Source organism: Geminicoccus harenae, assembly GCF_019800005.1.
Classification (GTDB): Bacteria; Pseudomonadota; Alphaproteobacteria; order Geminicoccales; family Geminicoccaceae; genus Geminicoccus; species Geminicoccus harenae.
Map to the genome: position 1 here is coordinate 85,793 of NZ_JABGCL010000006.1, position 18,942 is coordinate 104,734.

Here is an 18,942-nt window from a genome sequence, read left to right on the forward strand (position 1 = left end):
TGGTGTCGTTCGGAAAAGAAGCTGTCCTAGCAGAATGGAATGGGAGGTTGGTGATGTCCGCAATGGCGAAATGGCAGGCCGCCGGGTCGGTTGCCGGCAGGTCACGATGCCCTGCAGTCGGGCTGGCGGTTCTTGCCGGGATCGCGGCCGCATTCATCCTCGGCACGCTGCCCGGGACGGCGGACGCGAAGAATCTCTACCGGACCAACCGGATGCTCGAATATGGCGGTCATGAATGTATTGGGCAGAAGCCCGGCGCCTGCGTGACGGTCAGGTCCAGCTGGATGACGGTGGAGGTGGGCGGCTCGCGCCGGCTCGAGCTCTCCTGCACCCCGAGCTTTCCCTACCTGGTCGGCTGGGACAGCAAGCAGCATGAGCATATGCGTCTCGTGGCCGTCTCCGGCCGGCCGGACCTGGCGGATGATGCCGCGGCGGCGGCTGCCGTCGGCCCGTCCAGCCCGGCCAGGCTCGGCGTGGTCGCCCTGAACAACTGGAACGTGCGCGGCTGGGTGAAGCTGTTCATCGGCTGCTCGAAGACGAAGTGGCAGGACACGCCCTTCATGACGTCGCGCGAAGGCGTGCCCGGCAAGCATGTCGGCTATCGGGGAGACCAGCGATGAGCGCCGCGTCCTGCCGGCTCGCCGGCCTTCTCGCCGCCGCCATGCTCGGCCTTGCCGGGCCGGCCTGGGCGGATGCCTGCGGCAGCCACAACTGGAACGGTGGCTCGCCCTCCTCCATCCCCAACTGCGAGTTGCAGGTCCAGGCACCGCTCAAGCTGTCGGCCTGGGAGTCCAAGGGCTGGACCTTCCACTGTACCGGTGACCATCCCTATTACTGGGGCCTCGCCTTCGGCTGGTCGCCGAGCTACACCTTCGACAATACCTGCTTCACGGTGCCGGAAAACGCAGCGGTCGAGAACAACGACACGAACAAGTTCGACGCCACCTTCACCAACTGGTGCCTCAAGAGCGAGACGGTGACCGTGACGCTCGCCTGCTCGGACACCCCGCCCTGAGCTAGCTGGCCCCGACCGTTGCCACCTGCCCGAAGTCCGTCCGGTCCGGCGGGCCGTCGGCATGCAGCCAGACGGGCGGGATGACCGGATCGGCCGGAAGCGCCAGCAGGCTCGACGATACCGTGCCATAGCCGTCCGGGCGGCGGATCAGGAGCCCCTCGCCGGAAGCGTGCCCGGTCGGGGCCGGCGTGCCGAGCAGGAGCTGCCAGCCCGACCAGTCGCCCTTGGCCGGATCGGGCAGGTCGGCGCTGAACGGCCCGCGGAACCGGGCGACCCTGGGCGAGGCCGGGTCGTTCAGCTCGCCGGCCTCGATCATCGACACGCCGTCCGGCACCGGTGCCACCCGGATCGGCCCGTCGCCGCCATGGCGGATCCAGAACGCCTGCCTGGCGTCGGCGACGATCAGGTTGAACGGGCGGAAGGCGCGCTCGTCCAGCTCGGCCAGGGCCGCGGCGCTGTCCTCTGCCGAGAGGTGCTGGACCGCATCCAGCACCAGCTCGCCGCGGCTGCGCTTGCCGGGCATGGGCCCCAGCGTGCCCTTGCGGTTCAGGATCGCCGCCAGCACGCCCGTGTCGGACAGCGCCAGCCAGCTTCCGCCGGCCAGCTGGTCGAGCCCGCCCAGGATCTCGGGCTGGTCCGGCCAGTGCCGGCCGGGTGGCGCCGATGGCCGGCCGGTCATCTCGTCGCGGTTGGCGGCCACCAGGAGCGGCCAGGCATGGCCCGGCCGGCGGCAGATCACGAGGGTGCACAAGGCCGTTGATTCTCCTGGCGGAAAGCGCCGTTTTGCCGCCTGCCGAACTAGCGTTGGGCAGGCTCGCTTCCTATATCTGGTATCCTGGAACGACGAAGCCAGCAGGAGCCACGATGACGACCTTCGACGATCGGGAGCGTAGCGAGGAGGCGCGGTTCCGGCACGATCAGGAGATCTATTTCAAGGTCCGCAATCGCCGGAACAAGCTGCTCGGTCTGAAGATCGCGAACGACTATCTCGGTCTGCACGGCGACGACGCCGCATCCTATGCCAAGGACGTGGTGATGGCCGACTTCGAGCGTCCGGGCGACGACGACGTGGTGCAGAAGGTCCGCGCCGACGTGACTGCGGCCGGCAAGTCGATCTCCGACCACATGATCGAGAAATATCTCGAGCAGTTCGAGGCGAGCGCGCGCGCTTCGGTCAAGGCGGAATGAGTCGGCCGGGGCCGAACGAGATGCCGGCCCGGCCGGACGACCGGCCGGCCTCGCAGCCCGGGGCCGGGCCCGAGCGCCCGGCTGACCCGGTGCCGGCCGATCCGGTACCGGCCGATCCTGCGCTGGTTGGCCCGGTGCAGCCGGCCGGCGAGCAGAACGGCCCGAAAGGCCCGGAGCCGACCAGGTTCGGCGACTGGGAAAAGGACGGGCGCTGCTTCGACTTCTGAGCCTGCCGGCCTGATCCGGGCCGGTGCCGGGCGGACGAAGTCGGACAGATCGTCGCGCGCAATGGCAATTTCGTGTATCCGCCCGAGCACGACGGGCAGCGGCAGGTGACCCGTGGCAGGGCCGGGCGTCACCGATAGGAGTTGCATCCATGGCGGAAGCTTCGGTTCAGCGGCGCGAGGGCGGCGACCGGCAGCGTGCGCTGGACGCGGCGCTCAGCCAGATCGAGCGCGCGTTCGGCAAGGGCTCGGTGATGCGCCTGGGCCAGTCACAGGCCGGCGCCGACATCGAGACCATTTCCACGGGCTCGCTGGGCCTCGACATCGCGCTCGGCATTGGCGGTTTGCCGCGCGGCCGGGTGATCGAGATCTATGGCCCGGAAGCGTCGGGCAAGACCACGATCTGCCTCCACGTCATCGCGGAAGCTCAGAAAGCCGGCGGCACCTGCGCCTTCGTCGACGCCGAGCACGCGCTCGACCCGACCTATGCGAAGAAGCTGGGCGTCAACATCGACGACCTGCTGATCTCGCAGCCCGACACCGGCGAGCAGGCCCTGGAGATCACGGACACGCTGGTCCGTTCAGGTGCCATCGACGTGGTGGTGATCGATTCGGTGGCGGCACTGGTGCCCAAGGCCGAGCTCGAAGGCGAGATGGGCGACCAGATGCCTGGTCTCCAGGCCCGCCTGATGAGCCAGGCCCTGCGCAAGCTGACCTCCAGCATCAGCCGCTCGAACTGCATGGTGATGTTCACCAACCAGATCCGCAGCAAGATCGGCGTGATGTTCGGCAGCCCGGAGACCACCAGCGGCGGCAACGCGCTGAAGTTCTACGCCTCGGTCCGGCTCGATGTCCGCCGCATCGGCCAGATCAAGGACAAGGACGAGGTCGTCGGCAACCAGACCCGAATCAAGGTCGTCAAGAACAAGGTCGCTCCGCCGTTCAAGGTCGTCGAGTTCGACGTCATGTACGGTCAGGGCGTCTCCAAGACCGGCGAGCTGATCGACCTCGGCATCCGTGCGGGCGTGGTCGAGAAGTCCGGCTCCTGGTTCTCCTACAAGGACACGAGGATCGGGCAGGGCCGCGAGAACGCCAAGAACTACATGGCGCAGAACCCGGAGGTCGCGGCCGAGCTGGAGAACACCATCCGGCAGAGTGCCGGCATCTCGGGTGCCGCCGCCTTGCTTGACGAAGACCGCACGATCGAGGACTGACCGGTCCTCGATCGCCGTATCCTTCTCCTTTCGGACGACCCATGGCCAGCGTCAGCGAGATCCGCTCGAAGTTCCTCGATTATTTCGGCCGGCACGATCACGAGATCGTCGCCTCGGGTCCGCTGGTGCCCCATAACGACCCGACCCTGCTGTTCACCAACGCAGGCATGGTCCAGTTCAAGAATGTCTTCACCGGGCTGGAGCAGCGCAGCTACCAGCGTGCGACCACGGCGCAGAAATGCGTCCGTGCCGGCGGCAAGCACAACGACCTGGACAATGTCGGCTATACCGCCCGGCATCACACCTTCTTCGAGATGCTGGGCAATTTCTCGTTCGGCGATTACTTCAAGGAGCGTGCGATCGAGCTGGCCTGGAACCTGATCACCCGGGAATACGGCCTGCCTGCATCGCGCCTCACCGCCACGGTCTATGCCGAGGACGACGAGGCGTTCGGCCTGTGGAAGAAGATCGCAGGATTGCCTGAGAGCCGGATCATCCGCATCCCGACGTCGGACAATTTCTGGGCGATGGGCGATACCGGGCCCTGCGGCCCGTGCTCGGAGATCTTCTTCGACCATGGCGACAAGGTCGCGGGCGGCCCGCCCGGCTCGGCGGATGCCGACGGCGACCGGTTCATCGAGATCTGGAACCTCGTGTTCATGCAGTTCGAGCAGGTCGACAAGGCGACCCGCGTGAACCTGCCCAGACCCTCGATCGACACCGGCATGGGCCTGGAGCGCATTGCCGCGGTGCTTCAGGGCAAGCACGACAATTTCGAGATCGACCTGTTCGCGAAGCTCATCGCCAGGAGCGAGGACCTGACCGGTACGCCGGCCGAGGGGCCGCAGCGCCCCTCGCACAAGGTGATCGCCGACCATCTGCGCGCCTCGGCCTTCCTGGTGGCCGACGGGGTAATGCCGTCCAACGAGGGGCGCGGCTACGTGCTGCGCCGGATCATGCGCCGCGGCATGCGCCACGCCCAGCTCCTGGGCGCCCGCGAGCCGCTCATGTACCGGATGGTGCCGACCCTGGTCGAGGAGATGGGCAAGGCCTATCCGGAGCTGGTCCGTGCCGAGGCGCTGGTCACCGAGGTGCTGAAGCTCGAGGAAACCAATTTCCGCCGCACGCTCGAGCGCGGCCTGCGCCTGCTCGACGAGGAGGTGACGACGCTCGGCGAGGGCCAGCCGCTTTCCGGCGAGGTCGCGTTCAAGCTCTACGACACCTACGGCTTCCCGCTCGACCTGACCCAGGACGCCCTGCGCGCCCAGAACCGCGCGGTGGATCTCGAAGGTTTCGAGGCGGCGATGGAGCGCCAGCGCGCCGAGGCGCGCAAGCACTGGAAGGGCTCGGGCTCCTCGGCGATCGCCCCCATCTGGTTCGAGCTGCGCGACCAGGCCGGCGCCACCGAGTTCCTGGGCTACGAGACCCCGACCGCCGAGGCCAAGGTAGTGGGCCTGGTGGTGGGCGACGCGCTGGTGAACGAGGCTGCCGCCGGCACCGAGGTGCTGCTGGTCGCCAACCAGACCCCGTTCTACGGCGAATCCGGCGGCCAGGTCGGCGACACCGGCACGATCAGCACCGGCGACGCCACCGTCACGGTCACCGACACCCAGAAATATCTGGGCGACCTGTTCGTCCATGTCGGCAAGGTCGAGCGCGGCACGATCCGCCAGGGCGACGACATCAGGCTGGCGATCGACGCGGACCGCCGCGCCCGCATCCGCCGCGCCCATTCCGCCACCCATCTGATGCACAAGGCGCTGCAGCGCCATCTGGGCGCGCATGTCGCGCAGAAGGGCTCCAAGGTCGAGCCCGACCGGCTGCGCTTCGACTTCAGCCACCCGAAGGCCATGACGCCCGAGGAGATCGGCCTGGTCGAGCGCGAGGTGAACCACTACCTGCGCCAGAATGCGCCCACCGCCATCCGCATCATGGCCAAGGAGGACGCGATCGAGACCGGTGCCATGGCCCTGTTCGGCGAGAAATACGGCGACGAGGTTCGGGTCGTCTCGATGGGCCAGGCCGAGGACGGCAAGACCTACTCGGTCGAGCTGTGCGGCGGGACCCATGTCGCCCGCACCGGCGACGTCGCCCTGTTCAAGATCCTCTCCGAAGGCCCGGTCGCAGCCGGCATCCGCCGGATCGAGGCGATTACCGGCGAGGCGGCCCTGCTCCATGTCGAGGAGGAGGAGGCCGTGCTCGGCCGCGCCGCCGCTGCCCTCAAGGTGCCGGCCCGCGACCTGCCGGCCCGGATCGACGCCCTGGTCGAGGAGCGCCGCAAGCTGGAGCGCGAGCTGGCCGATCTGCGCCGCAAGATCGCGACCGGCGGCCTCGGCACGGAGAACGCCGCCCGCCAGATCAACGGCATCACCTTTGCCGCCCGCGCCATGGAAGGCGTGCCGGCCAAGGAGCTGCGCGGCACTGCCGACGAGCTGAAGAAGCAGATGGGCTCCGGCGTCGTCGCCCTGGTCTCGGTCACGGACGGCAAGGCCGCGGTGGTGGTGAGCGTCACCGACGATCTGACCGACCGGCTGGATTCGGTGGCGCTGGTCCGCCAGGCCGTGGCGGCACTGGGCGGCCAGGGCGGCGGCGGCCGGCGCGACTTCGCGCAGGGTGGTGGCCCGGATGCCGCCCAGGCGGCAGCAGCACTCGCCGCGGTGGAAGCGGCACTGGCCGGCTGAACGGAGGCGGCGGCCCAGCCCGCCGCCTCCGGCCCCGCCGTCACCCGCACGACGCCGAATGCCGCTTGAGGCCGGCCATGGCGGGCTGAGCCAGGCCAAGATCTCCACCTGCATCCTGTAAATCATGCGGAACGCGGCATGGATGGCTGCGTTCTCCTCATGCGGCGGCAGCCACTGCTGCCGCACAGGATGCCCTTTGGCTGGAGGATAGCGGCATGGGCGAGCGGCGTGGGGTGAACGGCAGCGACCTTGCGGCCCGGCAGGCGACGATCCGGCGCCGCATCGAGGAACTGGCGCCCTGGTTTCACAATATCGACCTGAACGGCATCCCGACCGCGCCCAACCATCCGCTGAACGACTACCCGACCTGGAAGTGGCGGCGCTTCGCCCACGCCGTCCCCGAGGATCTGTCCGGCCGCAGCGTGCTCGACATCGGCTGCAATGCCGGGTTCTACGCGCTGGAGATGAAGCGCCGCGGCGCGGACCTGGTGGTGGGGATCGACGAGGACGAGCGCTATCTGAGCCAGGCGCGTCTCGCGGCCGAGGTGACCGGGCTGGACGTCGAGTTCCGGCAGCTCTCCGTCTATGACATCGCCAGGCTCGGCCGGCGGTTCGACCTCGTGCTGTTCATGGGCGTGCTCTACCACCTGCGCCACCCGCTGCTGGCCCTGGACTTGATCCACGAGCACGTGGCGGACGATCTGGTGCTGTTCCAGTCGATGCAGCGCGGCAGCGACGTGGTCTGGGAGTTGGAGGAAGACTACGGCTTCTGGAACGACAGCGTCTTTCACTATGCCGGCTTCCCCGCGATGTACTTCATCGAGCAGCGCTACGCCGGCGACCCGAGCAACTGGTGGATCCCGAACCGCGCCTGTGCGGAAGCGATGCTGCGCAGTGCAGGATTCGAGATCCTCCAGCACCCCGAGGACGAGGTTTATCTCTGCCGCCGCGCGCCGGCACCGGCGATGCGCCCCGCACCGCCGGCAATCTTCCAGCCGCATCCGGCCGACGCGATGACCGACCACCGCCCCGAGCGGCCAGAGTGACGGTGTGGGACAGATGGTGCCCGCCGGACCTAGCGGGGGATGTGCTCTGCTTCGTTCCTGCCGGTGATCCGGATATATATCTAAGGTTCTACTAGGCAGACCTTCGGGACTGCGGCACCATCAAAATATGCGTGCGGTTCCGACAGCCATAGGACGATCGGCCGGCCAGCGCCTGACGGCACTGGCCGCTGCCAGCCTGTTCGCCCTGCAATTGCTGCTGGCGACGGTCGGCTCCGTGCTGCTCGCCCCGCAGGCGGCAGCCGGGCCGCTGCTCGTACCGATCTGCGCGGACGGTCATCTCGCCTGGATCGATCCGGCTGCTTCGCCGGACGAGGGCGAGGAGGATCCGGGCCACGGTGGGCTCGACTGCGCCAAATGCTGCCCGCATCTGGTCAACGCCCTGCTGCCGCCCCGGCCACCCCGGCTGGTCGAGGTCACCGAGCGGCAGGTCGAGCCCGCACCGCTGCCGTTCCTCGCCGTGCGCGCCGGGCATTCGACCGCAGCGCCGCTGCCGCCGCGCGGACCGCCCCCCTCGCAAGCCTGAGCTGACGCCCGCCGGCCCGAGCCGTCACCTGCCCGGCGCCGTCCTGGTCCTCGACTTCGCTTGCGAGACGACGATGCACGACACTGCTGCTCCGCTGCCGGCGGCCGCCAGGCTGCCGACCCGCGATGCCATCCACCGCGCCGTGTGGCGCTGGCACTTCTATGCCGGGCTGCTGGCCCTGCCGTTCATGATCCTGCTGGCCGTCACCGGCGGCCTGTACCTCTTCCACGACGCGCTGGACGGCTGGTTCCACCGCGACGTGCTGAGCGTCGAGGCGCGCAACGCCCCGATGCTGGAGCCGGAAACCCTGGTCGCCAACGCAGAGGCGGCCCATGCCGACACGGTCTACAAGTTCGCGCCGCCCGCCGGCCCGACCTCCTCGGCCGAGATCGGCTTCAAGGGCGCGGACGGGCGGAAATTCTCCGTTTATCTCGACCCCTATGACGGCCGCATCCTGGGCAGCATGGACGACAAGTCCTCGGTGATGTGGACGGTGCGCCAGCTGCACAGCCTGGCCCTGTTCGGCACCGGGCCCGGCTACCTGATCGAGATCGTGGGCGGTGCTACGATCATCCTGGTCGCGACCGGCTTCTATCTCTGGTGGCCGCGCAAGCGGCAAAAGGGCGGCGTCGTCAGCCTGCGCGGTACCAGCAAGCACCGCCTGTTCTGGCGCGACCTCCACGCCGTGACCGGCATGGTGGCCGGCCTGTTCATCGGCTTTCTGGCGCTTACCGGCATGCCCTGGTCGAGCTATTGGGGCGACCGGTCGCTGGCGGTGCTGACCAGTCTCGGCCAGGGCTTCCCGGCCGGTGCCTGGGGCGACACGCCCGTCTCCAGCCTGCCCATGCAGGCGGTGGTCGACGAGGTGGGCTGGACGATGCAGCACGCACCGGTGCCGACCTCGCCCAGCATGAACGACCATCATCATGGTGCCGCAGCGGCCCCGGCACCCTCGGTCGCCGCGGACAGGCTGCCGCCGCCGATCGGGCTGAACCGCGCGGTCAGCACCTTCGACGCGATGGGCCTGGCCCCCGGCTATGCCGTCGCCCTGCCGAGCCAGGCGGATGGCGTCTATACCGGCTCGGTCTATCCGGACGATCTCGACTTCGAGCGGGTGATTCATCTCGACCAGTATACCGGCGAGAGCATCATCGATGTCGGCTTCAACGATTACGGCCTGGGCGGCAAGGCGATCGAGTGGGGCGTCAACGTCCACATGGGCCAGGAGTTCGGCCTAGCCAACAAGATCGTCATGGCGCTGGTCTGCGTCGCGATCGTGCTGATGGCGGTGTCGGCGGCGGTGATGTGGTGGAAGCGCCGCCCGGCCGGCAGCCTAGGGGCACCCGCCTGGCCGGCGGACCGCCGGGTCGCGGTGGGCGTCACCGTGCTGGTGCTGGCCTTGGGTGCGCTGTTCCCGCTGACCGGGCTGACCATCCTCCTCATGCTGGTGCTGGACCAGCTCTGGCTGGCGATCTCCCGCTGGCGGGCCATGCCGCAAGCTTCCCGTCAGGCCGCCGCCATGCGATGATGGCCGGTCGCTTCGATGGCTGGGCCCCCGGGTTCGACGCGGACAGATGTTTTGCGAAACAAACCGGGGACCCGCGCCGAATCAACGACTTGAGAACTTTCGACGCAACTCGGCCGCGCTCGCGGGGCGCCGGCCGAGGCCGGCCAGCACCGCCACCGCACCCGCGACCTGCGCCTCGTTGGACCGGGCCGGCGTGCCGTCGGGGGCCAGCCGGTTGTTCTCGAAGCCGATCCGCAGGTCTCCGCCCAGCAGGGCCGCGGCCACCAGGCAGTCCAGCTCCTGCGCGCCGAAGGCGCAGGTCATCCAGGGCCAGTCCGGCTCGGCTGCCTGGAGGAAGGGCAGCAGGTCCGGCGGGGCGGAGCGCTGGCCCTCACTGTAGCGACCCAGCACGTAGAGCACGGACGGCCGCTCGTCCGGCACCACGCCGCGTGCCACCAGCCCCTTCAGCCGCAGCACGTCGGCGCGGTCGTAGAGGATGTGCTGCAGCCAGATGCCGGCTTCCTGGCACCAGGCGTAGAACTTCGCCGCCTCCGGCTCGGCGGCGGGGTTGGGCACCAGTTCGCGCAGCGCCACCGATGCCGCCTCGGGCCGCACCGTCCGGACCAGCGCCATCTGCGCCTCCGGCTGGTAGAGCCCGACCGCCTCGGTGGTGACCTGGATCACCAGCCGGTCGCCCACGGCCGCCTCGACCGCGGCGACGCAGGCGCGGACCAGGCTCGGGTCCAGCGAATGGCCCTCCTGTGCGTCCCGGGCATGGAGGTGGATCATCGCGGCACCGGCCTCCAGGCAGGCGGTCGCGGTATGCGCCAGTTCCTCAGGGGTGATCGGCAGGGCCGGATGGTCGGCCTTGCGCAGCCGGGCACCATTCGGCGCCACCGCGATCGCGACCGGCGGGCGCTCCGTCATCGGCCGGCCTCCGCCCGGGCCAGGCGCAAGGCCACCAGGGCCGCGTCCCGTTCCGCCTCCAGTTGCGTGATCGAGCGGCCGCCCGCCTCGGCCAGCACGCCCTCGATCAGCTTCGCCTTGAGCTCGGGCGTCAGCCGCGGCTGGCCCAGATCCTGCCAGCGCCGCTCCTGCGTCGGCCCCAGATGGTCCAGATAGTGCCGGATACCCCCCTGGCCACCGCCCAGGTGATAGGTCAGGTGGGCGCCCATCACCGCCCAGCGCAGGCCCGGCCCGTCGCGCAGGGCCTGGTCGATCTCCTCGACCGAGGCCACGCCTTCCTCCACCAGATGCAGGGCCTCGCGGTAGAGTGCCGAGGACAGCCGGTTGGCGATATGCCCGCGCATCTCCTTCCGCAGCCGGACCGGCTGCATGCCGAGCCCGGCGTAGAAGGCTTCCGCGGTGTCCAGGCAGCCGGCGTCGCTGCCATACAGCTCGACCAGCGGAACCAGGTGCGGCGGGTTGAACGGATGGCCGATGATCACCCGCCCTGCCTGCGCGCAGCCGGCGGTGAGCTCGCTCCAGAGCAGGGAGGAGGTGCTGCTGGCGATGATGGCACCCTCCGGTGCCGTCAGGTCCAGCCGGTGCAGGAGGTCGACCTTCAGCTCGATCCGCTCCGGCGCGTTCTCCTGGATGAAGTGAGCTCCTGCCGCCGCGGCCTCGACGGAGTCCGCCAGGGCCAGCCGGCCCGTGCCGCTGCGGCCGAGCCGGCGCAGGCTCTCGAGGCAGGGCGCCAGCTTCGCCTCCAACTCGGCCAGGTCCGCCACCGCCGGATCGTGGACGGTCACGTCATGGCCGTTCGCCAGGAACAGGGCGGTCCAGCCGACCCCGACCGTCCCGAAGCCGATCACCGCCACATGGCGGCTGGCAGGCTGCGCCATCTGTTCCTCTCCCTCTGGATGCCGTGGCGGCACAACTGGCGCGGCGCAGGCGAAGGGTCCAGGCAAAAGCCGCTGCCCGGACCGTCGGCCGCGTGAGGGTGCCAGCAAAAAGGGCGGCACCCCCGCCGGAGGCGCCGCCCATGAGGACGACCGGAGCCTGCGCTCCGGCTATTCCGCCGGCACGCCTTCCGGCCGGTGGGCCTCCAGCTGCTCCTTCTTGCCGAACAGCCTGCGCACCGCCACGAAGAACATCGGCACGAACAGGATGCCCAGGAAGGTAGCCGCGATCACGCCGCCCAGCACGCCGATGCCGATCGCGTTCTGGCCGCCCGAGCCCGCGCCGGACGAGATCGCCAGCGGGGTGACGCCCAGGCCGAACGCCAGCGAGGTCATCAGGATCGGGCGCAGGCGCATCCGGGCCGCTTCCAGTGTCGCGTCCATCAGGCTCTTGCCGGCCTCGTTCAGGTCCTTGGCGAACTCCACGATCAGGATGGCGTTCTTCGCCGACAGCCCGATCGTGGTGAGCAGGCCCACCTGGAAGAACACGTCGTTGGACAGCCCCATCAGCATCGCTGCCGAGAGCGCGCCCAGCACGCCCAGCGGCACCACCAGCATCACCGAGAACGGGATCGACCAGCTCTCGTAGAGGGCGGCCAGGCACAGGAAGACCACCAGGATCGAGATCGCGTAGAGCAGCGGCGCCTGCGAGCCGGCCGCGCGCTCCTGGTCGGAGATGCCGGTCCACTCGTAGCCGAAGCCATCAGGCAGCTGCGCCATGATCTTCTCGACCTCTTCCATGGCAGCGCCCGAGCTGAAGCCCGGAGCCGGCTGGCCCAGGATCTCGACCGAGGGCTGGCCGTTGTAGCGCTCCAGCCTGGGCGAGCCGTAGGCCCAGTAGGCGCTGGCGAACGCCGAGAACGGCACCATCTCGCCCTGGCTGTTGCGCACGTACCAGAGGTCCAGGTCCTCGGGCATCATGCGCGCCGGCGCGTCGGCCTGCACATAGACCCGCTTGATCCGGCCACGATCCAGGAAGTCGTTGACGTAGGTGCCGCCCCAGGCGGTGGTCAGCGCGTCGTTCACGTCCTCGATCGACAGGCTGAGCGCGCCCACCTTGTGGTGGTCGATCTCGATCCGGTACTCGGGCTGGTCCTCCATGCCGTTCGGCCGCACCGCGACCAGGTTCGGGTTCTGCGCCGCCAGGCCCAGGAACTGGTTGCGTGCCTCCATCAGCGCGTCGTGGCCGAGGCCGGCGCGGTCCTGGAGCTGCACGTCGAAGCCGGTGGCGTTGCCCAGTTCCAGCACGGCTGGCGGCGCGAACGCGAACACCATCGCGTCCTTGATCTGGGAGAAGGCGCCCATGGCCCGCCCCGCGATCGCCGCCACGTGCTGGGACGGATCCTCGCGCTCGCTCCAGTCCTTGAGCAGCACGAAGCCGATGCCCGCGTTCTGCCCCGAACCGGAGAAGCTGAAGCCCGCCACCGTGAAGATGGACGCGACCGAGTTGGCCTCATCCTCCAGGAAGTAGCGCTCGACCTGGTCCAGCACCTCCCAGGTGCGGTCCTGCGTGGCGCCCACCGGGAGCTGCGCCTGCACGAACATGATGCCCTGGTCCTCGTCCGGCAGGAACGCGGTGGGAAGGCGCACGAACAGGTAGCCGACGCCGATCGCGAGGATCAGGTAGACGATCAGGAAGCGCACGGCCCGCCTGGCGATGTAGCCGACCAGGCCGACATAGCCGTTGGTGGTCTTCTCGAAGCCACGGTTGAACCAGGCGAACGGGCCGCGCTTGGGCGGATGGGACGGCTTCAGGATGGTGGCGCACAGGGCAGGTGTGAGGATCAGCGCGGTCAGCACCGAGAGCCCCATGGCCGACACGATGGTGATCGAGAACTGCCGGTAGATGACGCCGGTCGAGCCGCCGAAGAAGGCCATCGGGATGAACACCGCCGACAGCACCAGGCCGATGCCGATCAGGGCCCCGGTGATCTGGTCCATCGAGCGCCGCGTCGCCTCCTTGGGCGGCAGCTTCTCGTCGTGCATCACGCGCTCGACATTCTCGACCACGACGATGGCGTCGTCGACCAGCAGGCCGATCGCCAGCACCATGGCGAACATGGTGAGCACGTTGATGGAGAAGCCCGCGGCCTGCAGGATCGCGAACGTGCCGAGCAGCACCACCGGCACCGCGATGGTCGGGATCAACGTCGCGCGGAGGTTCTGCAGGAACAGGTACATCACGAGGAAGACGAGCACGACCGCCTCGATCAGCGTGTGCACCACGCTCTCGATCGAGACCTTCACGAACGGGGTCGTGTCGTAGGGGATGATGACCTCCAGGCCGGGCGGCAGGAAGGCCTCCAGCTCGGCCACCCGGGCGCGCACCGCCTCGGCCGTCTCCAGCGCGTTGGCACCCGCGGCCAGCTGGATGGCGAGTCCGGTCGACGGGCGGCCATTATACTTGGCCGCCGTCTCGTAGTTCTCCGCCCCGATCTCGACCCGGGCGACGTCGCCCAGCCGGATGGTCGAGCCGTCCTCCAGCGTGCGCAGGAAGATCTGCTGGAACTGCTCCGGGGTCTGGAGGAGGGACTGCGCGGTGATGGTGGCGTTGAGCTCCTGGCCCTCCGTGGCCGGCAGGCCACCCAGCTGGCCCGCGGCCACCTGGGCGTTCTGCGCGCGGATCGCCTGGATGATGTCCTGGGGGGTGAGGCCGAAATCCACCAGCTTGCGCGGATCGAGCCAGACCCGCATCGAATACTGCGCGCCGAACAGCTGCACCTCGCCGACACCGCTGACCCGGGAGATCGGGTCCTGGATGTTGGAGGCGATGTAGTCCGCGATGTCGGTCTGGTCGTAATCGGTGCCCTCGGCCGCCACCAGGCCGACCACCATCAGGAAGCTGCTCGACGCCTTGGCCACCTGCACGCCCTGGCGCTGTACCTGCTCGGGGAGGAGCGGGGTGGCCAGCGCCAGCTTGTTCTGGACCTGGACCTGCGCGATGTCGGCATCGGTGCCCGGCTCGAAGGTCAGGGTGATCTGCACCTGCCCCGACGAGCTGCTGGTCGCCGACATGTAGCGCAGGCCGTCGATGCCTTTCATGCGCTGCTCGATCACCTGGGTGACCGAATCCTCGACCACCTTGGCCGAGGCTCCGGGATAGTTCGCGGTGATCGACACGGATGGCGGCGCGATCGCCGGGTACTGGGCGATCGGCAGCGTCCAGATGGCGAGCACGCCCGCCATCATCACGACGATGGCGAGCACCCAGGCGAAGATCGGCCTGTCGATGAAATAGCGGGCCACTCTGCCTTACCTCCGGATCGCCTGGTCGTCGCCGGACGCATCGGCCACCGAATTCGCCTGCTGCTCGGTCGGCGCCACCTCGGCACCCGGGCGCACCTTCTGTAAGCCCTCGACGATCACCCGCTCGCCTGCCTTCACGCCCTCGGAAACCAGCCAGCTGTCGCCGACCGAGCGGTCCACCACGATGATGCGCTGCTCGACCTTGTTGTCCGGCAGGACCACGAGCGTGGTCGCGCGCCCCTTGGGGTCGCGGGTGACCGCCCGCTGCGGTATCAGTATGCCCTCCGGGTCCACGCCGGCCTTGATCGCCGCGCGCACGAACATGCCGGGCAGGATGACGTTGTCCGGGTTGGGGAACAGGGCGCGCAGGGTCACCGCACCCGTGCTCTCGCTGACCGCCACGTCGGCGAACTCGAGCGTGCCGGGATGCGCGTAGGTCGTGCCGTCCTCCAGCGTGAGCTCGACCTCGGCCTTGCCCGGCTCGACCCGCTGGTAGCGCCCGTCCTCGACCGCGCGCCGCAGCTTCAAGAGGTCGGCGCTGGCCTGGGTCACGTCGACATAGATCGGGTCGAGCTGGTGGATGGTGGTCAGCAGCTCGGGCTGGTTGGCCGTGACCAGCGCGCCCGCGGTGAAGGCGGACCGGCCGGTCCGGCCGGCGATGGGTGCCCGGACCGTCGTGTAGTTGAGGTTGATCTCGGCAGCCGCCAGGGCCGCCCGACGCGCCTCGACCGCGGCATTGGCCTCGCCCAGCGCCGCGGTGGCGTCGTCATAGGCCGCCCGGCTGACCGCGTTGGTGCGCACCAGTTCCTCGTTGCGCCGCGCCCGGTTTTGCGCGGACACCCTGGCCGCTTCCGCCTGGGCCAGCTCCGCCTTCGCGGTCTCGTAGGCCGCCTGATAGACGGCCGGGTCGATCCGGTAGAGCGGCTCGCCCTGCTCCACGTCGGCGCCCTCGCGGAACAGCCGCTCCTGCAGGATCCCGGTGACCTGCGGGCGGACCTCGGCGATCTGGTAGGGGGAGGCACGCCCGGGCAGCACGGTGGTGATGTCCACGGGCTGCGTCGTCAGCGTCACTACCGTCACCGGCGTGGGCGGCGGTGGCCCCGCGTCGGTTTGCGCGCCACCTGCCTCTTCCTGCTCGCAACCGGCCAGCACCAGGACGCCGGCAAGCAAGAGGCCGGCCGGGATCCGGCCGAGAATATTCCGCATGCGCAAACTCCGACGAGATCGACCGCGCAGTCGTACCGGAACCTCGGGGCGAGGCATCGACGGTAGGGCCATCGCTTGTCTAGAATGAGCGTTCATTCTAAGAATGCTGCAAAGCAGCGTCAAGTTGGTGCTAGGCTGGAGAGAAAGGGTCGGTGCCCCAGGTGGAACGAGATGGGATTGCCGAGCGGAGCTGCCTCGAGCGGACCCGCAACGAATCACGCCGGCAGCAGGTCCTGCAAGGGGCCACGCAGTGCTTCTGCCGCCACGGCTTCCACAACGCCAGCATGGCCGAGATCGCCAAGAGCGCCGGCATGAGCGTCGGCCACATCTATCATTATTTCGAGAGCAAGGAAGCGATCATCATCGCGATCGTGGAAAGCCAGCAGCAGGAGGTGCTGGCATTGCTCGATCAGGTCGAGCGCAGCCCGGGCTCGCTGGCCGACGCGCTGCTGGCCGAGGCGGCGCGCGGCGTGGACGGCTGCATGGACGTGGCCAGTACCGCGCTGATGCTGGAGGTGCTGGCCGAGGCGGCGCGCAATCCCAAGGTCGCGGAGGTGGTGCAGGCCTCCGACCTGGTGCTGCGCCGGCGGATGCGCGAGGTGCTGACCAGGGCCATGGGCAGGGCCGATCCGGCCAGCGTGCCGGGCATCGAGGATCGGATCGAGAGCCTGTTCACCCTGTTCCAGGGCATCCCGGTGCGCGCGATCCGCAATCCCGAGCTGGATCGCGAGCGCATGGTGCGCATCGTCCATGATACGATCCGCTGGATCCTGCGCGAACCGGCCTGATCAGGGCGTCCCGGCCACGAACGCGCGGAAGATCCTGGCCGGCAGGCCGCCGCCGGTTTCCCCGTCGGTCGGCGTGCGGTCGTCATTGCCGACCCAGACCGCCACGATCGTGCCGTTCCCGGTGCCGCCGACGAACCAGGCGTCGCGGAAGTCGGAGCTGGTGCCGGTCTTGCCGAACCCGCCAGGCACCGCCGCCGCCTTGCCGGTGCCGTGCTGCATCGCCTGGGCCAGCAGGGCGCGCATGGTCGCCGCCGTCTGCGGCTGCAGGGCCCGCACCGGTGCCGGTGCCGCGGGCGTCTCCTGGCGGCCCGCCTCGTCGCGGATGCCGCGCAGCCAGACCGGCATGCGCAGGCGGCCGTCGCCGGTCATGGCCGCATAGGCCGCAGTGAGCTCCGGCATGCCCAGCTCGGCGCTGCCCAGGAGCAGCGAGGGCACGGCCGGCAGGTCCGAGGCAATGCCCAGCCGGCGCGCCATGGCGATCACCTCGTCCAGGCCGATCGCCATGCCGAGCCGCACCGCCGCGGTGTTCACCGACAGGGCCAGCGCTTCGGCGAGCGTCACTTCCGGACCCGGCGGGCTCACGATGTTGCGCGGCCGCCAGCCATCGATCACCGGCGCCTCGGTCGGGATCGGCTGGTCCGGCCGGTAGCCGGCTTCCAGTGCCGTGGCGAACAGGATCGGCTTGAACGCCGAGCCCGGCTGGCGACGGATCTGGCCCGCCCGGTCCAGCCCGCCCACCGATCCTGGCACCGAGGCCGCGGCCAGCACCTCGCCCTGCGCCGAGAGCACCAGCATCGCCCCGGCCGTAGCACCCCGCCGCCCCTCGGCCAGCCCGGCCAGGAGTGCCTGCCTGGCCCGCTGGCTGAGGCCGGCATCCAGCGTCGTGGTGGCGACCAGCGCTCCCGCCATCTGCCGCCGGGCGCGCTCGGCCAGCGTGCGCAGGGTCGGGTCGGCATAGCCAAAGGGGAGGATTCGCGCCGGCCGGGTGCGCGCGGCATCCGCCTCGTGCTGGCTGATGGCGCCGGTGGCGGCCATGGCCTGGAGCACCACCCCGGCGCGCGCCTGCGCGGCATCGGGATTGCGGCCGGGGTCCAGCCGCGAGGGCGCCTTGACCAGGCCCGCCAGCAGCGCTGCCTGGGGCAGGTCGAGCGCTGCGGCCTCCACCCCGAAATAGCGCCGCGCGGCCGCCCGGATGCCGGTCACGCCGGATCCCAGGTAGATCCGGTCCAGATAGGCCGCCAGGATCTCCGGCTTGCTCAGCGTCGCGTCCAGCCACAGCGCCAGCGTCGCCTCGCGCAGCTTGCGCACAAAGCTGCGCTCCGGCGTGAGGAAGGCCAGCTTGGCGAGCTGCTGGGTGATCGTGCTGCCGCCCTCGCTGATCCGCCCGGCGGCGAGGTTGCGCAAGGCGGCCCGCAGCACGCCGGCCGGGTCGATGCCGTCATGTGCGAAGAAGCGCCGGTCCTCGATCGCGACGATCGCGTCGATCATGGGCTTCGCCACCTGGTCCAGCACCAGCGGCCGGGCGAACCCGTCGCCGAGCGTGGTCAGCGGCACGCTCCGCCGGTCCAGGAGGGTCACCGCCGCCGTCCGTGCCGGCCGGGTGACCCCTGAAGCGAGCAGGGCCGCATCCGCCGCCAGCAGCGCTGCGGCCAGCAGCGGCAGGAGCAGCAGGAACAGGACCAGGCGGCGGCGCCAACCTGGACGAGGCGGGGCCGCGCGCTCCGGGCTGCCCGGCCGGCGGCGGACCGGCATGGGCGGCGGTGGCGTGGGCGGCCGCACCACCCGGCGGCTGCGGGTGGTCCGGGCGGCCGGGGCGGGCCCGGCCGGCGCGCGTCGGCTCATCGGCCGGGGGGATCCGGACGGACCGGCTCGAGCGTCACATGGCGCAGGTCGATCGTGACCTTGCCGCGATGCTCGAAGTTCACCGTCACCCGGTGACCGATCACGCTCTGGACCATGCCCAGGCCCCAGTCGGGCTCACGAGGATGCCGCACCAGCGCACCGGGCACGATCGACAGGTCCATGCGTCCGTTCTTCCAGCCAAGGCGGTCGGTCTTCATCGAACATTAACCAGCCGGCCTCATGCTGTGCGTCAGACGGACAGGTTGGTCGAGGAATGGAATGCTGGATGTCCTGAAGCCCCGCTGGTGGCGATCCTATCAAGGGAACGGACGCCTTGCCGTGGCCCCGCCGACACATGGCGTGGATTTGCCGGCGGCGGCACTGCTGGCCCCGGCCGCGGCGTCGCCCCTGCCCGACATATTGGGGGATTTCCTCGGTGCCGAGGGTGCCGAGGTCATCGACCTGGTGGCGTTCCGCCACGCGCGGATCACAGCCGGCCACGCCGCGCCGCCGCTGCGTGGCTGAGGCCGGACCTGCCGG

The 18,942-nt window shown here is 69.7% G+C and carries 18 protein-coding genes; 11 read left to right on the top strand and 7 right to left on the bottom strand.

What is annotated here, in order from left to right; all coding sequences use genetic code 11:
- Positions 1-53 precede the first annotated feature (53 nt).
- Entirely contained in the window at positions 54-620 is a 567-nt protein-coding gene (locus tag HLA95_RS06955) for a hypothetical protein (protein ID WP_191058863.1), read from the top strand.
- Positions 617-1,015: a hypothetical protein gene (locus HLA95_RS06960; RefSeq protein WP_191058862.1), complete on the top strand. Its 399-nt coding sequence runs from the start codon at positions 617-619 to the stop codon at positions 1,013-1,015. Before HLA95_RS06955 ends, HLA95_RS06960 begins: the two co-directional genes overlap by 4 nt.
- A gap of 1 nt (position 1,016) precedes the next feature.
- Here the strand turns inward: HLA95_RS06960 and HLA95_RS06965 are convergent, their stop codons facing one another.
- Positions 1,017-1,766, bottom strand: coding sequence for an NRDE family protein (locus HLA95_RS06965; protein WP_191058861.1), 750 nt, complete (start codon positions 1,764-1,766; stop codon positions 1,017-1,019).
- A gap of 113 nt (positions 1,767-1,879) precedes the next feature.
- Between HLA95_RS06965 and HLA95_RS06970 the strand changes: the two genes are divergently transcribed.
- From HLA95_RS06970 to HLA95_RS07000, 7 genes are all read left to right on the top strand, one after another.
- Complete coding sequence (locus HLA95_RS06970; RefSeq protein WP_191058860.1) at positions 1,880-2,203, top strand: DUF1476 domain-containing protein; 324 nt, start codon at positions 1,880-1,882, stop codon at positions 2,201-2,203.
- Complete coding sequence (locus HLA95_RS06975) at positions 2,200-2,430, top strand: DUF1674 domain-containing protein (RefSeq protein ID WP_255591581.1); 231 nt, start codon at positions 2,200-2,202, stop codon at positions 2,428-2,430. The genes HLA95_RS06970 and HLA95_RS06975 overlap by 4 nt, the downstream gene beginning before the upstream one ends.
- A gap of 149 nt (positions 2,431-2,579) precedes the next feature.
- Entirely contained in the window at positions 2,580-3,641 is a 1,062-nt protein-coding gene (gene recA, locus HLA95_RS06980) for a recombinase RecA (RefSeq protein ID WP_191061300.1), read from the top strand.
- A gap of 41 nt (positions 3,642-3,682) precedes the next feature.
- Positions 3,683-6,322 carry an alanine--tRNA ligase gene (gene alaS / locus HLA95_RS06985; protein WP_222182851.1) on the top strand — a complete coding sequence of 880 codons (2,640 nt, stop codon included), beginning with the start codon at positions 3,683-3,685 and terminating at the stop codon, positions 6,320-6,322.
- 215 nt (positions 6,323-6,537) lie between these two features.
- Positions 6,538-7,368, top strand: coding sequence for a TIGR04290 family methyltransferase (locus tag HLA95_RS06990; protein WP_191062409.1), 831 nt, complete (start codon positions 6,538-6,540; stop codon positions 7,366-7,368).
- Positions 7,369-7,495: 127 nt separating this feature from the next.
- On the top strand, positions 7,496-7,912 hold the full coding sequence (locus HLA95_RS06995) for a DUF2946 family protein (protein ID WP_222182853.1): 417 nt from the start codon (positions 7,496-7,498) through the stop codon (positions 7,910-7,912).
- A 73-nt stretch (positions 7,913-7,985) separates the two neighbouring features.
- Positions 7,986-9,440, top strand: a complete 1,455-nt coding sequence (locus HLA95_RS07000) for a PepSY-associated TM helix domain-containing protein (protein WP_191062241.1) — start codon at positions 7,986-7,988, stop codon at positions 9,438-9,440.
- Between the two features lie 81 nt (positions 9,441-9,521).
- Here HLA95_RS07000 and HLA95_RS07005 read toward each other — a convergent pair whose 3' ends face one another.
- The 4 genes from HLA95_RS07005 to HLA95_RS07020 all read right to left on the bottom strand — a co-directional run bounded on the left by HLA95_RS07005 (position 9,522) and on the right by HLA95_RS07020 (position 15,772).
- Entirely contained in the window at positions 9,522-10,346 is an 825-nt protein-coding gene (locus tag HLA95_RS07005; RefSeq protein ID WP_222182855.1) for a beta-keto acid cleavage family enzyme, read from the bottom strand.
- A complete protein-coding gene (locus HLA95_RS07010) occupies positions 10,343-11,263 on the bottom strand; it encodes a 3-hydroxyacyl-CoA dehydrogenase NAD-binding domain-containing protein (RefSeq protein ID WP_191060263.1) in 921 nt (306 codons plus the stop codon). Before HLA95_RS07010 ends, HLA95_RS07005 begins: the two co-directional genes overlap by 4 nt.
- Before the next feature lie 168 nt (positions 11,264-11,431).
- Positions 11,432-14,566: an efflux RND transporter permease subunit gene (locus HLA95_RS07015; RefSeq protein ID WP_191060264.1), complete on the bottom strand. Its 3,135-nt coding sequence runs from the start codon at positions 14,564-14,566 to the stop codon at positions 11,432-11,434.
- 6 nt (positions 14,567-14,572) lie between these two features.
- On the bottom strand, positions 14,573-15,772 hold the full coding sequence (locus HLA95_RS07020; protein ID WP_191060265.1) for an efflux RND transporter periplasmic adaptor subunit: 1,200 nt from the start codon (positions 15,770-15,772) through the stop codon (positions 14,573-14,575).
- A 152-nt stretch (positions 15,773-15,924) separates the two neighbouring features.
- Here HLA95_RS07020 and HLA95_RS07025 point away from each other — a divergent pair, with 152 nt between their 5' ends.
- The gene (locus HLA95_RS07025) at positions 15,925-16,560 is read left to right on the top strand and encodes a TetR/AcrR family transcriptional regulator (RefSeq protein ID WP_222182857.1); all 636 of its coding nucleotides are present in this window, start codon (positions 15,925-15,927) and stop codon (positions 16,558-16,560) included.
- Here HLA95_RS07025 and HLA95_RS07030 read toward each other — a convergent pair whose 3' ends face one another.
- Positions 16,561-18,402 carry a transglycosylase domain-containing protein gene (locus HLA95_RS07030; RefSeq protein ID WP_222182859.1) on the bottom strand — a complete coding sequence of 614 codons (1,842 nt, stop codon included), beginning with the start codon at positions 18,400-18,402 and terminating at the stop codon, positions 16,561-16,563.
- Positions 18,399-18,620, bottom strand: a complete 222-nt coding sequence (locus HLA95_RS07035) for a DUF3553 domain-containing protein (RefSeq protein ID WP_370467477.1) — start codon at positions 18,618-18,620, stop codon at positions 18,399-18,401. The genes HLA95_RS07030 and HLA95_RS07035 overlap by 4 nt, the downstream gene beginning before the upstream one ends.
- A gap of 121 nt (positions 18,621-18,741) precedes the next feature.
- On the opposite strand from HLA95_RS07035, the gene HLA95_RS07040 reads away from it, so the two are divergent.
- Positions 18,742-18,927 carry a hypothetical protein gene (locus HLA95_RS07040; RefSeq protein ID WP_222182861.1) on the top strand — a complete coding sequence of 62 codons (186 nt, stop codon included), beginning with the start codon at positions 18,742-18,744 and terminating at the stop codon, positions 18,925-18,927.
- The last annotated feature ends 15 nt before the right edge of the window (positions 18,928-18,942 follow it).

Coding starts and splice junctions, on each gene's coding strand:
- HLA95_RS06955 (WP_191058863.1), top strand. CDS start 54: ATGTCCGCAATGGCGAAATGGCAGGCCGCCGGGTCGGTTGCCGGCAGG.
- HLA95_RS06960 (WP_191058862.1), top strand. CDS start 617: ATGAGCGCCGCGTCCTGCCGGCTCGCCGGCCTTCTCGCCGCCGCCATG.
- HLA95_RS06970 (WP_191058860.1), top strand. CDS start 1,880: ATGACGACCTTCGACGATCGGGAGCGTAGCGAGGAGGCGCGGTTCCGG.
- HLA95_RS06975 (WP_255591581.1), top strand. CDS start 2,200: ATGAGTCGGCCGGGGCCGAACGAGATGCCGGCCCGGCCGGACGACCGG.
- recA (WP_191061300.1), top strand. CDS start 2,580: ATGGCGGAAGCTTCGGTTCAGCGGCGCGAGGGCGGCGACCGGCAGCGT.
- alaS (WP_222182851.1), top strand. CDS start 3,683: ATGGCCAGCGTCAGCGAGATCCGCTCGAAGTTCCTCGATTATTTCGGC.
- HLA95_RS06990 (WP_191062409.1), top strand. CDS start 6,538: ATGGGCGAGCGGCGTGGGGTGAACGGCAGCGACCTTGCGGCCCGGCAG.
- HLA95_RS06995 (WP_222182853.1), top strand. CDS start 7,496: ATGCGTGCGGTTCCGACAGCCATAGGACGATCGGCCGGCCAGCGCCTG.
- HLA95_RS07000 (WP_191062241.1), top strand. CDS start 7,986: ATGCACGACACTGCTGCTCCGCTGCCGGCGGCCGCCAGGCTGCCGACC.
- HLA95_RS07005 (WP_222182855.1), bottom strand. CDS start 10,346: ATGACGGAGCGCCCGCCGGTCGCGATCGCGGTGGCGCCGAATGGTGCC.
- HLA95_RS07010 (WP_191060263.1), bottom strand. CDS start 11,263: ATGGCGCAGCCTGCCAGCCGCCATGTGGCGGTGATCGGCTTCGGGACG.
- HLA95_RS07020 (WP_191060265.1), bottom strand. CDS start 15,772: ATGCGGAATATTCTCGGCCGGATCCCGGCCGGCCTCTTGCTTGCCGGC.
- HLA95_RS07030 (WP_222182859.1), bottom strand. CDS start 18,402: ATGAGCCGACGCGCGCCGGCCGGGCCCGCCCCGGCCGCCCGGACCACC.
- HLA95_RS07035 (WP_370467477.1), bottom strand. CDS start 18,620: ATGAAGACCGACCGCCTTGGCTGGAAGAACGGACGCATGGACCTGTCG.